This is a genomic window from Mycobacterium sp. 852002-51152_SCH6134967, from assembly GCF_001667105.1.
GTDB classification, from domain to species: domain Bacteria; phylum Actinomycetota; class Actinomycetes; order Mycobacteriales; family Mycobacteriaceae; genus Mycobacterium; species Mycobacterium neumannii_A.
In genome coordinates, this window is record NZ_LZIK01000068.1 from 305,270 (window position 1) to 319,197 (window position 13,928).

Annotated in this window: 20 protein-coding genes; 3 read left to right on the forward strand and 17 right to left on the reverse strand. The window is 65.2% G+C overall.

Features of this window, described 5'->3' with window-relative positions; all coding sequences use genetic code 11:
* Positions 1-33: 33 nt before the first annotated feature.
* From rplR to A5790_RS22635, 10 genes are all read right to left on the reverse strand, one after another.
* A complete protein-coding gene (rplR, locus tag A5790_RS22590) occupies positions 34-444 on the reverse strand; it encodes a 50S ribosomal protein L18 (protein ID WP_064345609.1) in 411 nt (136 codons plus the stop codon).
* The gene (rplF, locus tag A5790_RS22595; RefSeq protein ID WP_066849466.1) at positions 445-984 is read right to left on the reverse strand and encodes a 50S ribosomal protein L6; all 540 of its coding nucleotides are present in this window, start codon (positions 982-984) and stop codon (positions 445-447) included.
* Between the two features lie 21 nt (positions 985-1,005).
* Entirely contained in the window at positions 1,006-1,404 is a 399-nt protein-coding gene (rpsH, locus tag A5790_RS22600) for a 30S ribosomal protein S8 (RefSeq protein ID WP_064345607.1), read from the reverse strand.
* Positions 1,405-1,522: 118 nt separating this feature from the next.
* Positions 1,523-1,708 carry a type Z 30S ribosomal protein S14 gene (locus A5790_RS22605; protein ID WP_064400527.1) on the reverse strand — a complete coding sequence of 62 codons (186 nt, stop codon included), beginning with the start codon at positions 1,706-1,708 and terminating at the stop codon, positions 1,523-1,525.
* A 3-nt stretch (positions 1,709-1,711) separates the two neighbouring features.
* Entirely contained in the window at positions 1,712-2,284 is a 573-nt protein-coding gene (rplE, locus tag A5790_RS22610) for a 50S ribosomal protein L5 (RefSeq protein WP_066849468.1), read from the reverse strand.
* On the reverse strand, positions 2,281-2,604 hold the full coding sequence (gene rplX, locus A5790_RS22615) for a 50S ribosomal protein L24 (RefSeq protein WP_064400525.1): 324 nt from the start codon (positions 2,602-2,604) through the stop codon (positions 2,281-2,283). The genes rplE and rplX overlap by 4 nt, the downstream gene beginning before the upstream one ends.
* On the reverse strand, positions 2,605-2,973 hold the full coding sequence (rplN, locus tag A5790_RS22620; protein WP_064400107.1) for a 50S ribosomal protein L14: 369 nt from the start codon (positions 2,971-2,973) through the stop codon (positions 2,605-2,607).
* 305 nt (positions 2,974-3,278) lie between these two features.
* Positions 3,279-3,965: a hypothetical protein gene (locus A5790_RS22625; protein ID WP_066849471.1), complete on the reverse strand. Its 687-nt coding sequence runs from the start codon at positions 3,963-3,965 to the stop codon at positions 3,279-3,281.
* Positions 3,966-3,996: 31 nt separating this feature from the next.
* Positions 3,997-6,348 carry an arylsulfatase gene (locus tag A5790_RS22630; protein WP_066849474.1) on the reverse strand — a complete coding sequence of 784 codons (2,352 nt, stop codon included), beginning with the start codon at positions 6,346-6,348 and terminating at the stop codon, positions 3,997-3,999.
* A 42-nt stretch (positions 6,349-6,390) separates the two neighbouring features.
* A complete protein-coding gene (locus A5790_RS22635) occupies positions 6,391-7,074 on the reverse strand; it encodes a DUF2306 domain-containing protein (RefSeq protein ID WP_066849478.1) in 684 nt (227 codons plus the stop codon).
* A gap of 56 nt (positions 7,075-7,130) precedes the next feature.
* Between A5790_RS22635 and A5790_RS22640 the strand changes: the two genes are divergently transcribed.
* From A5790_RS22640 to A5790_RS22650, 3 genes are all read left to right on the forward strand, one after another.
* A complete protein-coding gene (locus tag A5790_RS22640) occupies positions 7,131-7,820 on the forward strand; it encodes a TetR/AcrR family transcriptional regulator (RefSeq protein WP_066849481.1) in 690 nt (229 codons plus the stop codon).
* 87 nt (positions 7,821-7,907) lie between these two features.
* Positions 7,908-8,624, forward strand: a complete 717-nt coding sequence (locus A5790_RS22645) for a GAF domain-containing protein (RefSeq protein WP_066849483.1) — start codon at positions 7,908-7,910, stop codon at positions 8,622-8,624.
* A gap of 138 nt (positions 8,625-8,762) precedes the next feature.
* Positions 8,763-10,295, forward strand: a complete 1,533-nt coding sequence (locus A5790_RS22650; protein ID WP_082961851.1) for a sugar transferase — start codon at positions 8,763-8,765, stop codon at positions 10,293-10,295.
* Between the two features lie 59 nt (positions 10,296-10,354).
* On the opposite strand, the gene rpsQ is transcribed toward A5790_RS22650, so the two are convergent.
* The 7 genes from rpsQ to rplB are packed head-to-tail and all read right to left on the reverse strand — an operon-like array spanning position 10,355 to position 13,920.
* Entirely contained in the window at positions 10,355-10,657 is a 303-nt protein-coding gene (gene rpsQ, locus A5790_RS22655; protein WP_064419506.1) for a 30S ribosomal protein S17, read from the reverse strand.
* Between the two features lie 2 nt (positions 10,658-10,659).
* Positions 10,660-10,893, reverse strand: coding sequence for a 50S ribosomal protein L29 (gene rpmC / locus A5790_RS22660; protein WP_064419507.1), 234 nt, complete (start codon positions 10,891-10,893; stop codon positions 10,660-10,662).
* Positions 10,893-11,309, reverse strand: coding sequence for a 50S ribosomal protein L16 (gene rplP / locus A5790_RS22665; RefSeq protein ID WP_059101353.1), 417 nt, complete (start codon positions 11,307-11,309; stop codon positions 10,893-10,895). The genes rpmC and rplP overlap by 1 nt, the downstream gene beginning before the upstream one ends.
* Positions 11,310-11,312: 3 nt before the next feature.
* A complete protein-coding gene (rpsC, locus tag A5790_RS22670) occupies positions 11,313-12,185 on the reverse strand; it encodes a 30S ribosomal protein S3 (protein WP_064400115.1) in 873 nt (290 codons plus the stop codon).
* The gene (rplV, locus tag A5790_RS22675; RefSeq protein ID WP_066849485.1) at positions 12,185-12,781 is read right to left on the reverse strand and encodes a 50S ribosomal protein L22; all 597 of its coding nucleotides are present in this window, start codon (positions 12,779-12,781) and stop codon (positions 12,185-12,187) included. Before rplV ends, rpsC begins: the two co-directional genes overlap by 1 nt.
* Positions 12,781-13,062 (reverse strand): 30S ribosomal protein S19, encoded by a 282-nt coding sequence (rpsS, locus tag A5790_RS22680; RefSeq protein WP_007167837.1) that lies wholly within the window; start codon positions 13,060-13,062, stop codon positions 12,781-12,783. Before rpsS ends, rplV begins: the two co-directional genes overlap by 1 nt.
* A gap of 21 nt (positions 13,063-13,083) precedes the next feature.
* Positions 13,084-13,920, reverse strand: a complete 837-nt coding sequence (rplB, locus tag A5790_RS22685; RefSeq protein ID WP_064419510.1) for a 50S ribosomal protein L2 — start codon at positions 13,918-13,920, stop codon at positions 13,084-13,086.
* Positions 13,921-13,928 lie beyond the last annotated feature (8 nt).

The window sequence follows — 13,928 nt, forward strand, 5'->3', positions numbered from 1 at the left end:
ATGCAGTCCTTCCCATTGTGTTGAGCTCAGTCATCAGAATTCCAACCCGCCTTCGCGCGCCGCATCGGCCAGCGCCGCGATCCGTCCGCCGTAGGTGTACCCACCGCGGTCGAACACGACCTTGTCGATCCCTGCGGCCTTCGCGCGCTCGGCGATCAGCTGACCGACCCGCACGCTGTGGGCTTTCTTGTCACCGTCGACCGCCCGCACATCGGCCTCGATCGAGGACGCCGCGGCCAGCGTGGTGCCTTCGAGGTCGTTCACCAGCTGCACGTGAATGTGCCGTGACGAACGGTTGACCACCAACCGCGGCACCTCTGCCGTGCCGGAGATCTTCTTGCGCAGGCGAGCGTGCCGACGCAGCCGCGCAACCCGCCGGGTCTGCGAGATGTTCTGGCCCACGGGCTTGCGCGTCGGCGCTGCCGAATTTGTTGTCGAAGCCATTTACTTACCTGTCTTTCCGACCTTGCGACGGATCTGCTCGCCCTCGTAGCGGATGCCCTTGCCCTTGTAGGGATCGCTCTTGCGCAGGCGGCGGATGTTCGCCGCGACCTGGCCGACCTTCTGCTTGTCGATGCCGGAGATCGAGAACTTCGTCGGTGTCTCCACCGCGAACGTCACCCCCTCGGGGGCAGTGATGACCACCGGGTGGCTGTAGCCCAACGCGAACTCGAGGTTGGAACCCTTGAGCTGCACGCGGTAACCGACACCGAAGATCTCCATCTTGGTGGTGTAACCCTCGGTGACGCCGGTGATAAGGTTCGCCACCAGCGTGCGCGACAGACCGTGCAGCGAACGGCTGCGCCGCTCGTCGTCGGGCCGCGACACCACGATGGCGCCGTCGTCGTCACGGGCGACCCGGATCGGGTCGGCCACCGCCAGTTCGAGAGTGCCCTTGGGCCCCTTCACCGACACGTTCTGCCCGTCGATCGACACGTCGACCCCGCTGGGGACCGGGACCGGCTGCTTTCCAATACGCGACATTTGAGCTCTACTCCCTCTCGCCTACCACACGTACGCGAGGACTTCGCCGCCCACGCCCTCTTGGGCTGCCTGGCGGTCGGTCCGGAGCCCCGACGACGTGGAGATGATCGCCACGCCGAGGCCGCCGAGAACCCGCGGCAGATTGGTGGATTTCGCGTACACCCGCAGACCGGGCTTGGACACGCGGCGCAGGCCGGCGATGCTTCGCTCCCGGCTGGGGCCGTACTTCAGTTGCACGACAAGCGACTTGCCGACCCGAGCATCCTCGGTGCGGTAGTCGGCGATGTAGCCCTCTTTCTTCAAGATCTCGGCGATGTTGGCCTTGAGCTTGGAGTGGGGCAGTGTCACCTCGTCGTGGTACGCCGAATTGGCGTTGCGCAGACGTGTCAAGAAGTCTGCGATCGGGTCCGTCATAGTCATGACAGCCGGCTCACCTTTCTCGCGGTGGTTCCCGGTATCCGGGCCTACCGCAACCTGTTTGGTTGGGGTCTGGTCGTTGCTTGCCGCTCGTCGCGCAAGCGCTCATCGTCGGGCTTCGTTACCAGCTGCTCTTCTGCACACCGGGCAGTTCGCCGGCGTGCGCCATCTCGCGCAGGCAGATCCGGCACAGGCCGAACTTGCGGAAGACGGCGCGTGGGCGGCCGCACCGCTGGCAGCGGGTGTAGGCGCGCACCTCGAACTTCGGCTTCTTGTTGGCCTTGTTGACCAGTGCCTTCTTTGCCATAACTCAGTTCTCCTTGAACGGAAAGCCCAGCGCCCGCAGCAGCGCTCGTCCTTCGTCGTCGGTCGTCGCCGAGGTGACGACGGTGATGTCCATGCCACGGGGGCGGTCGATGGAGTCCACATCGATCTCGTGGAACACCGACTGCTCGGTGAGTCCGAAGGTGTAGTTGCCGGTGCCGTCGAACTGCTTGGGCGACAGCCCGCGGAAGTCGCGGATACGCGGCAGCGCGATCGAGATCAACCGATCGAGGAATTCCCACATCCGGTCGCCGCGCAGCGTGACGCGGGCGCCGATCGGCATGCCCTCGCGAAGCTTGAACTGGGCGATGGACTTACGCGCCCGGCGCACCTCCGGCTTCTGACCGGTGATCAGTGCGAGATCGTTGACCGCGCCGTTGATCAGCTTCGCATCACGGGCGGCGTCGCCGACGCCCATGTTGACGACGACCTTGACCACGCCGGGGATCTGCATGACGTTCGCGTAGCCGAACTCCTTGGCCAGCGTGTCGCGGATCTCTTCGCGGTAGCGCTGCTTGAGGCGCGGCAGGGTTTTTGCGGTGTTTTCGACGGTGGTCATGAGTTGATGTCCTTGCCGTTGGTCTTGGCGATGCGGACCTTCTTGCCGGTCTCCTCGTCAACCCGGTACGTGATGCGGGTCGGCTTGCCGTCGGAGTCGACGACCATCACGTTCGAGACGTCGATCGGCGCCTCCTGGGTGACGATGCCGCCGGACTGTGCGCCGCGCTCGTTGCTCGACACCGCCGTGTGCTTCTTGATCCGGTTGACGCCCTCGACGAGGACTTTGTTGCGCGCCGGGTAGGCGACCAGCACCTTGCCCTTGGCGCCCTTGTCCTTGCCGGAGATGACGAGCACGGTGTCGCCCTTGTGGACCTTCATCTACAACACCTCCGGAGCAAGCGAGACGATCTTCATGAAGCGCTTCTCGCGCAGTTCGCGTCCGACCGGGCCGAAGATGCGGGTACCGCGCGGGTCGTTGTCGGCCTTGATGATGACGGCGGCGTTCTCGTCGAACTTGATGTAGCTTCCGTCGGCGCGACGGCGCTCCTTGACGGTGCGCACGATGACGGCCTTCACGATCTCGCCACGCTTGACGTTGCCGCCGGGAATGGCTTCCTTGACGGTCGCCACGATGACATCGCCGATGCCGGCATAGCGCCGCGACGAGCCACCGAGCACGCGGATGCACAGGATCTCCCTGGCGCCCGTGTTGTCGGCGACCTTGAGCCGCGATTCCTGCTGAATCACTCGATCTCCTCGACCTGGTTTTTGTATGCACGCCAGATACCGACCTGGACGTACGCGGTCTTGCTGTCACCGAAAGGCACGCGGGGCCCGCCGCACGCGACTGGCCGAGGTCTGCCCAAGGCAACCGCCTGATTCTATGGGAGGACCTGCAGGAAGCCAAATCGTCGCAGATCACGCCCTCCCCTGCGGCGCGAGCGTGCGTGTTTGTCGACGACCCGCCGCGGATTCTCGACACTTTCCGCACGCTCGCAGGACCCCGAGCGTCCCGTAATCAGCGACTTCGCGTCGACTCGATGAATGATCGCTCAGGGAACGACGATGCCGAACCCCCCCAGCAGCGGCGAGGCGAGCGGGTCGAAGCCCGCCGTCTGAGCGGGAGCTTCGACGTGCACCGCCACCAGGTAGTCGCCGGTGCTCGTCGGGATATGGGCGATCCGGTCGCCGAACTGCACCGCGGGTCCCGGCGAGCCCGCCCACGACCCGAGCAGCTTCTGACCGCTGTAGCCGCACAGTTCGGCCGGCAACACGCTCAGCGTGCTGATGTCGGCCGCCGCCACAGCGTCGTCGGCATAGCGTTCGAACGCTTCGGCCGGCGGCAGCGTGGTCTCGGCAATGGTGACCGTCGCCCACATCCCGTCCGGCCCGGCCAGCCGCAGCGCGACATCCCCCTGCCCCGCCGCCGTGGACCATCCCGCGGGTAGAGCCACCGTGATCCTGGGCGCCGCCGGATCGGGCACCGCGGCCAACACGTGCGCGGGTCCCGGCAGGCTGCAAGCGCGACGGGCCGCCGACGGTTGCGGGGTCGACACGATGCCCGGCTGGGCGGTGTCGACCTGCGGGTCGGACGGCGCGGTCGACGGCGGCGTCGAGGTGGCGGAGATCGTCGTGTCGGAGACGACGGCCTCTTCTGCGATCGGTACGCCTTCGCTGTTGTCGACACACGCGGTCAGCAGGCACGTCAGCGCGATCGCCTGCCCGACGGCGTACTTCATGGTTTCCGTCCCGCCCCCACGCTCGGTGTGTTCAGTCCTTCGCGAAGGCGCGAGCGAACTCCCGCTCCAGGTCCAGATACGGCTTGCCCGAGACGTCGATGTTGACCGCGACGATGGTGCCGCCGGTGAACGCGAACGGCGGCGTATACGAACGGGAGACCGGGGATCCAGCGTTCCTGCCGATGCTCAGGCTCGCGCCGGCGAGCCCGAACGTCCCCGGGTGGACACGCATTTCGCGCAACGTCGCGACCTGCTGGTCGTCGATATACAAAGCCGCGTCTCCGATCGGGGTATGGCTGCCCTCGGCAGTTCCGGTGCGCACATACGCGACCCCGAACGAGTGCCGCCCCAACGGCACTGCATCCGGCGACGACATTCGCTGCTCGTCTTCGCCCAGGAAGTTGTAGACGTAGTGAAGCCGCCCGTCCTGTACGAACATCACGTGACCGCCGTGGGCGCCACCGTGTTTGAAGATCACGCCTTCGGCGCCCGACGTGTCGATCACCATCTCGGCCATGGCCGCGAACGACCGCCCTTGTATCTCGACCGCAGCTCCCATCCCGACGTCGGCGGTGCCCGGGTAGTACCGGTACGAGTCACGCCGGCCCGCCACCCCCGGCCGCCACCGCGAAATGGTGTCGAAGATGTTCAGGTCACCAAGCGGCAACCCGTTGTACTTGTCGGCCTCGGCGAACCACAGCTTGGTGAGTTCTTCGAGTTTGTCCGGGTTTTCGGCGGCCAGATCGTGGCACTGACTGCGGTCGGCTTCGATGTGGAACAGCTCCCATCGGTCGCTGTCGAAATGCGACCAACCCGCCGGCGATGCGGCGTGCACGGTGTTGGCGAACCAGCCGTCGTGCCAGATCCCCCGTGTGCCGAGCATCGTGTAGAACTGCGTGCGCTTGTCGGTTGCCGCCGACGAATCCCGCAGCGTTGCCTCGAAACTCACCCCGTCCAGCGGCTTCTGGGGCACTCCTTTGACCGTGTCCGGCGGGGTGATGCCGAGGAGCTGGTAGATCGTCGGTGTGACGTCGCAGACGTTGATGTAGCTGTCTCGCACCTCGCCGTGTGCGGCGATTCCCTTGGGCCAGGAGATGATTGCAGGGTCCGCGATCCCGCCTTCGTGCGAGGCGTAGCGCTTGAAGAGCTTGTAGGGTGCGTTGAACGCCATCGCCCAGCCGGTCGGATAGTGGTTGTAGGTCTCCGGGCCGCCGAGGTCGTCGATGAGACGAAGGCCGTCCTCGACGGTGTCGATGTATCCGTTGAAGAATTTGACCTCGTTCACCGAGCCGTTCGGGCCGCCTTCGCCGCTCGCGCCGTTGTCGGAGATGACGACGATGATCGTGTTGTCGAGCTGATCCGACTCCTCCAGATAGTCGATGATGCGACCGATCTGCGCATCGGTGTAGGACAGGAATCCGGCGAACACTTCGGCCATGCGCGCGAACAGGCGCTTCTCGTCGTCGCCGAGCTCATCCCACGGCCGCACCGTGTCCTGTGTCGGCCACGGTTCACCGTTGGGCCCCTTGACGTCTCCGTACGGATTGATCGGCGAGAGTTCGGTGTCGGCGGGCACGATGCCGAGCTTCTTCTGGTTCTCCAGCACGATCTCGCGGTATCGCTCGTAGCCCATGTCGAACTTGCCGGCGTAGCGGTCGGCCCACTCGGCGAAGACGTGATGCGGGGCGTGTCCGGCTCCTGGGCAGACGTAGGAGAACCACGGCTTGTCCGGTGCGATCACCTTCGCATCGCGGATGAACTCGATGGTCTTGTCCGCCAGGTCCTTTGACAGGTGGTAACCCTCCTCCGGCGCGGCCGGCGGCGCGACGGGGTGGTTGTCGTAGACCAGCTCCGGATACCACTGATCGGTTTCGCCGCCCATGAACCCGTAGAACCGCTCGAAGCCGCGCGACAGGGGCCAATGTCGTTTGGTGGAGGCCAGATTCGACTCCTCGAGCGGTGTCAGATGCCACTTGCCGACGCAATAGGTGTTGTATCCGTGTTCGGCCAGCACTTCGGACAGTAGCGCGGTGTCGAACGGAATCCGCCCGTTGCAGCCGGGGAAGCCTTCGGTGAACTCCTCTATGGTCGCCATGCCGACGGTCGTCGGGTTGCGACCGGTCAACAGGGACGCCCTGGTCGGCGAGCAGAGCGCGGTGGTGTGGAACTGCGACAGTCGAACGCCGCGTTCGGCGATACGGCTCATCGTGGGCATCTCGACGAGGCCGCCGAAGCAGTCCCATGTGGCGATACCGATGTCGTCCCAGACGAGGTAGAGCACGTTGGGGGCGCCTTCGGGGGCAGTCGGTGCGGCGTACGGGCCCCAGTCCGGTTCCGAGTCGCGGATATCGAGTTCGATCTTGCCGTTGAATTCGGTTGCCATGCCCAGCCTTGTCCGGTGTCGCGTCGCAGTGTGGCCCGGAGATTACACGTGGGGTGTCTCGGTTAGCTGACGATTCGACGACGACGCCGTCACCGCCCGTCTGGTCAGCCACCACTGAACGACTCCGAGAGGAACCGTCCACCCCAGCCATGCACCGACTCCGGCGACAAACCATTGGAAATGTTCGGCATTGCCGCCAAAGACGTTGTCCTGCAATGGTTGAAAGGAGACATAGATGACAGGCGTCCAGATTCGGTTGGTGATGACAGACAGTGCCAGCGCCGCGCTGCGCACCATGTTCCGCCGGTGGGCGGAGATACGGCGACTCCGGGCCGCGACATAACCCCTCGCGGTGAACCACAGCCACAGCGCGCCCAACGTCACGTTGCTGACGGCCAAAAGTGGTCCGAACGGAGTGACCGCGCCGATCACCATCGCCGACACGGCCGCCGGAAGTGCAGCGACGACGTACACGCGTCCGCAACGGCGATGCAGCGCGGGGTGACGGGTACGAAGCCGGGGCCAGATCTGCACGACTGCCGCGACCATCGCGACGCTCGCAAACATCACATGAAACACCAACAGCGGGTAGTGCAGCCAGAACGTGGCGGGCACCCGGGTGCCGCCGGCCAGATACGGCGGTACGGAGAAGCCCAGAAAGCACGCCACGACGACCGCGAGTGCAAGCGCCCACCGGTGAGAAGTCCGACAAAATGCGTATGACATACGCAACGAGCGTACGGCATACGCGCCCGGTGTCCAGTGACTTAGGCTGACCATCGATGAGCGAATCCCTACCGCGCGCACTGAAGCTCCTCTGGCATGAGCCGAGCGAGCCCGCACGCTCCACTGGGCTGAGCCGCGAGCGCATCGTGCGCGCAGCCGTCGAACTGGCCGACGCCGACGGTCTCGACGCACTGTCCATGGCCCGACTGGCCGAGCGTCTGGGGTGCGGCACGATGTCGCTGTACCGGCATGTCGCCAATAAGGACGAGCTCGTGATCTTCATGTCGGCTGACGCGGTCGGCCGTCCACCAAGCGGCGCGGCCGCCGATTGGGCTGAGGCCCTGACGAATTGGGCGGACGGATTGTGGGACGTCTACCACCGCCACCCATGGGTGCTACAGGCCGTGTCCGCCGGGCCGCCGGCCGATCCGGGCCAGGTGGCGTGGCTGGACGCGGGGCTGGCCGCCCTCGCCGACACCGGGCTCACCGAGCGCGAGAAGTTCGCCGCGGTCATGGCGGTTCTGCACTTCGTCCGCGGTGCGGCGGCAGTCGACATCGAGGCTGGTCGAACCGATTGGCCGGGGTATCCGGCACTTCTTCGGAGCCTGCTCGACCCGGAGAAGTTCCCGGCACTCGCCGCGGCGCTGCACGAGGGTGTCTTCGACCCCACCGACGACGAAACTTCCGCCGACTTCCGCTCCGGGTTGGGTCAATTGCTCGACGGCATCGCCGCCAGGATCGGTTAGCGGGCGCGACGACGCCTGCGACCGAAAACTCCCGCTGCCATTCGACCCACACGTGCAGATCAGCCAATTCGTATACGGTTTCGCATTGTGACTCGCTCGTTTCGGCGCTTCGATGAGTGGCTCAACCGCCAACTCGAAGAATGCGCACGCAATGCCGGCACGGACGTGGAAACCTACGTCGCACGTGCGGTCGCATCACAAATGGTCGCCGACCAGATGCGCACCAGCGTCTCGGCGAAGGAACTACTCTCGCACCTGTCCGAATCAGGAGTGCTGGACAGCGATGCCATGCCGGACGTGTCGACGGTGGTAAACGACCCCGATCGACTGAGTTCACTGCGTTCGACCGGACTACTCGACTCGCCGCCGGACCCGGCCTACGACCGGATCACCCGAGCGGCCGCAGAGGCGCTGGGGACCCCGTTCGCGGCGGTGAGCCTGGTCGATGCCGACCGTACGTACTACAAGAGCACCGCCGGGATGGGAAAGCTCTCGATCGAGGACCGAGCGATGCCCTTCGACCAATCCATCTGCCAGTACACCGTGGCCGATAGAGCCGCTTTGGTCGTCGAAGACGCACGGACCGACCCCGTGTTCATGAACCACCCTGTGGTGCGCGGCGGTGCGATGGCCGCCTACCTCGGCATACCCCTGATCGATCAAGATGGCCACGCGATCGGCACGCTGTGTGTTTCCGACAGCAAGCCAAGGCAGTGGAGCACTGGCCACGTCCAGATTCTGAGCGATCTTGCGCAACTGACTACGGAGCGGATTTTCAGCGCCCCTCCCACGTCAAACGCTTGATAACAGAACTTCAGCAAACTTGAAGTTCACTGGCACGAGAGCGCGCGTTTTCAACGCTTGCTATGACTGCGCTTTTTGAGATCGGGGTCGGTACAGTGCATCTAACATAGTTGCCAGTTCTGTCCGAGAGAGTGATAAATGCAGCTTAAGGCGGATGTCTCGGAGCACGCGCCTAGTAGCCGTCCGACGGTGCCGCGGTTGAAGGTTGTGCCGGCTCCTTCGCCCAATCCGACACCCCGCTGGGTTGAAGTTCTCCGTGTCGATCCGTGGTACTCGATGATCACCGTGGCGATCGACGTCGTCCTGGCTGTGGCCGCGGTGGCGCTGGCGCATTGGTGGATCCCGGGCGACATGGAGCAGGATCGCAACCTCGCCCTGTTCTCGTGGCTTTTCGTCCCGATCCTGCTGCTCGTGATGACCACCCGGTCGATGTATCGACAGAAGCTGAATGAGGGCTTCCTGGACCAGTTCGAGCCCGTGGCAACGTCGATCGCGGTGGCCGCTCTGGCCACGTTGACGCTGATGGTGCTCCTGGTGCCCCGTCTGCCGGTCGGAGAGGTTCTCACGCCGTACGTCCGCCCGAGCGAACTCGTCCTGAAGATCTGGGTGTTCGCCGCCATTCTCATTCCCGTGGTGCGCCTGGCTCGGTCGTTGGTGAACCGCTGGCTGCGCAGGAGGTTCGATGTCGGCAGGCCGGCACTGGTCGTCGGGTCCGGTCCGGTCGCCCATCAGCTCATTTCCCGCATGCGTCAGATCCGGGACTACGGCATGTGTCCGGTCGGTGTATTGGACGACACGCGGCCCACAGATGTGGAGATGTTCGACGTCCCTTACCTGGGTGGTACGAACGAGCTCGAGAGCGCCGCGCGCGCCACGCGGGCAGAGGAGCTCATCATCGCCCCATCGCCGCTACCCGACGAACACCTGTCGCGGACCGCGCAATTGGCTCAGGAACTCGGGTTACGCGTGCGCGTGGTGCCGCGATTGATGGACTCAGTGGGCAGTGGCACCCGAATCGAGCACATGGGCGGCGTACCGCTCATGGTGCTGACCCGCGTCAATCCGAAAGGCTGGCAATTCGCCGTCAAGCATGGCAGTGACCGCGTCGCTGCGCTGATCGGACTTGTGCTCATCTCGCCGTTGCTGCTCGTGCTCGCGATGGCGGTGAAGTTCAGCTCGCCGGGCCCGATCTTCTTCAGTCAAGAGCGGATCGGACGCGACGGAAAGGTGTTCGGGTGCTTGAAGTTTCGCACCATGCGCCAACCCGAGAAGACCGCTGCGGGTTTCGAACCCGAGAAGGGTACGGCGCCGGGCGGAGTCGAGGGCGACGATCGACGCACCCGTATCGGCCGCATCATGCGCAAGGCATCGCTGGACGAACTGCCCCAACTGATCAATGTGCTTCGCGGAGAGATGAGCCTGGTGGGGCCGCGCCCCGAGCGGCCGGAGTTCGTCGAGTTGTTCGAGATGCACGTACGTCGCTACGGCCAGCGCCACCGGGTGAAGGCGGGCATGACGGGTTGGGCCCAGGTGCACGGTTTCCGGGGCCAGACCTCGATTGCCGACCGCGCCGAATGGGACAACTACTACATCGACAACTGGTCGCTGCTTTTGGATTTCAAGATTTTGCTTCTGACCGTGCTGGCGGTCCTGCGGCCCGCAGAAGACTGAGCGCAAAAGCGAAAACCCCCGACACGTTCGGTGTTCGGGGGTTTTCCTTGCGGTTCGGCCTATTTGGCCTTCTCGAGAATCTCGACGAGCCGCCAGCGCTTGGTCGCCGACAGCGGACGCGTCTCCATCAGCGACACCCGGTCGCCGATGCCCGCGCTGTCGTCCTCGTCGTGTGCCTTGACCTTCTTGGTGGTGCGGATGATCTTGCCGTAGAGCGGGTGGCTCTTACGATCTTCCAGCTCGACCACGATGGTCTTCTGCATCTTGTCCGAAACCACGTACCCGATGGCCGTCTTGCGGCGGCCACGCTCCTCGTCCTTGCGCGGGGTGTACTTGGGCCCTTTTGCAGTGTTGTCTGCCATTTCTACGAATCCTCACCCACGGGTCCGGAGGCCAGACCCAACTCACGTTCGCGCAGCACGGTGTACACGCGCGCGATTTCCTGACGCACCGTGCGAAGCCGGCGGTTGTTCGACAATTGGCCGGTCGCCATCTGGAAGCGCAGGTTGAACAACTCTTCCTTGGACTCGCGCAGCCGACCCTTCAATTCGTCGTCGGTCAGCTCGCGCAGTTCGCCCGGCGTCACTCCCACTGCCATCAGAAGTGCTCCTCTCGGGTGACGATGCGTGCCTTGATCGGCAGCTTGTGGATCGCGCGGGTCAGCGCGGCCCGGGCGGTCGCCTCATCGGGGTAGCTCAACTCGAAGAGCACGCGGCCCGGTTTGACGTTGGCCACCCACCACTCGGGCGAACCCTTACCGGAACCCATGCGGGTTTCGGCGGGCTTCTTGGTCAGCGGGCGGTCCGGGAAGATGTTGATCCACACCTTGCCGCCACGCTTGATGTGCCGGTTGATCGCGATACGAGCGGACTCGATCTGCCGGTTGGTGATGTAGGCGTGCTCGAGCGCCTGGATACCGTAGTCACCGAAGCTCACCGTCGTGCCGCCGCTGGCGATGCCGCGCTGCCTCGGGTGGTGTTGCTTACGGTGCTTGACTTTGCGGGGAATCAACATGATTCAGCTCTCCGTATTTTCTGTCGGCGTCTCGGCCGCCGCTGCGGCCTGCGAAGCCGCGGCGTTGTCTGCGACGCTGCCGGCCGGAGCCGTGCCGCTCTCGGAACCGCCCGAAGCGGCACGGCCGGCTTCGGTGCTCGTCGCGGTGGTGCCCGACGCGCCGCTGCGGCGCGGCCGGGTGCCAGAAGGACGCTCGCGGCGCGGACGATCCGCACCGGCCGGCACGGCGGCGGCCAGCTCACGCTTGCCACCGACGATGTCGCCCTTGTAGATCCACACCTTCACGCCGATACGGCCGAACGTCGTCTTCGCCTCGTACAGGCCGTAGTCGATGTCGGCGCGCAGCGTGTGCAGCGGCACGCGACCTTCGCGGTAGAACTCCGAGCGGCTCATCTCGGCGCCACCGAGGCGGCCCGAGCACTGCACGCGAATTCCCTTGACGTTGGGCTGCCGCATCGCGGACTGGATCGCCTTGCGCATGGCGCGGCGGAAGGCCACGCGGTTGGACAGCTGCTCGGCAACGCCCTGGGCCACCAACTGCGCCTGCGACTCGGGATTTTTCACCTCGAGGATGTTCAGCTGCACCTGCTTGCCGGTCAGCTTCTCGAGGTCGGCGCGAATACGGTCGGCTTCGGTGCCACGGCGGCCGATCACGATGCCCGGGCGTGCGGTGTGGATGTCCACACGCACGCGGTCCCGGGTGCGCTCGATCTCCACGTCGGCGATGCCGGCGCGCTCGAGGCCGGTGGCTAGCAGCCGTCGAATCGCGACGTCTTCTTTGACGTAATCCTTGTACTGCTTATCGGCGTACCACCGGGACTTCCAGTCGGTGGTGATACCGAGCCGGAAGCCGTGGGGATTGATTTTCTGGCCCACTACTCCGAGCCCTCCTTCGCATCGGACGCTTTAGCAGTCGATTTCTCAGCCTTGGTGCCGGCTTTCGCCTCGGCCTTCTTGGGCGCGGCCTTTTTGGCTGGTGCCTTCTTGGCGGGCGCCTGCTCTGCGGTCTTGTTGGCGGGGGCCTTCTTGGCCGCTTCAGCGCTCTTGGCCTTACTGCCCTGGGCGCGACGCGAACGAGCCGCGCTGGCCGACTGGCCGCCGCCACGCTGCTCCTGGCTCACTCTGCTCTCCACGATCACCGTGATGTGGCTGGTGCGCTTGCGAATCCGGAACGCACGGCCCTGCGCGCGTGGCCGGATGCGCTTGGCGGTTGGCCCCTCGTCGGCGTAGACGGTCGCGACCACGAGAGTGGACGGGTCCAGGCCCTCGTTGTTCTGCGCGTTGGCCGCCGCGCTCGCGATGACCTTGGCGACCGGCTCGCTGGCCGCCTGCGGAGCCCACCGCAGGATGTCCAGCGCTTCGGACACCGACTTACCGCGCACCAGGTCGATGACGCGGCGCGCCTTCGTCGGCGATACGCGCACGAAGCGCGCCTTCGCCGTCGCGGACGGATATTCAATCGCTGTAGTCATTAGCGCCTCTTCGCCTTCCGGTCATCCTTGATGTGACCCTTGAAGGTGCGGGTGGGGGCGAACTCGCCGAGCTTGTGCCCGACCATCGCCTCGGTGACGAACACCGGGACATGCTTGCGGCCGTCATGCACCGCAAAGGTGTGCCCGATGAAATCCGGGATGATGGTCGACCGACGCGACCAGGTCTTGATGACCTGCTTGGTGTTCTTCTCGTTCTGCGCGTCGACCTTCTTCAACAGATGGTCGTCGACGAACGGACCCTTCTTCAGGCTGCGTGGCATATTCCTTGTACCTGCCTACTCTCAGCGCTTCTTGCCGGTGCGCCGGCGACGGACTATGAGCTTGTTGCTCGCTTTGTTCGGCTTGCGGGTGCGGCCTTCGGGCTTGCCCCACGGGCTCACCGGGTGACGACCACCGGAGGTCTTACCTTCACCACCGCCGTGGGGGTGATCGACCGGGTTCATCACGACACCACGGACGGAGGGGCGCTTGCCCTTCCACCGCATGCGGCCGGCCTTGCCCCAGTTGATGTTCGCCTGCTCGGCGTTGCCCACCTCGCCGACGGTGGCGCGGCAGCGCACGTCGACGCGGCGGATCTCACCCGAGGGCATACGCAGCGACGCGTAAGTGCCTTCCTTGCCCAGCAACTGGATGCTGGCGCCGGCCGAGCGCGCGAGCTTGGCGCCGCCGCCTGGCCGCAGTTCCACCGCATGCACCAGGGTGCCCGCGGGGATGTTGCGCAGCGGCAGGTTGTTACCCGGTTTGATGTCGGCGTTGGGACCCGACTCGACGACGGTGCCCTGCTTGAGACCCTCGGGGGCGATGATGTAGCGCTTCTCCCCGTCGAAGTAGTGCAGCAGTGCGATGTTGGCGGTGCGGTTGGGGTCGTACTCGATGTGCGCGACCTTGGCGTTGACGCCGTCCTTGTCGTGGCGACGGAAGTCGATCACCCGGTAGGCACGCTTGTGCCCACCGCCCTTGTGCCGGGTGGTGATGCGGCCGTGCGCGTTTCGACCGCCCTTGCCGTGCAGCGGTCGAACCAGCGACTTCTCCGGGTGGTCGCGAGTGATCTCAGCGAAGTCGGAGACGCTGGCACCGCGGCGACCGGGGGTCGTCGGCTTGTACTTGCGAATTGCCATGATTCTCT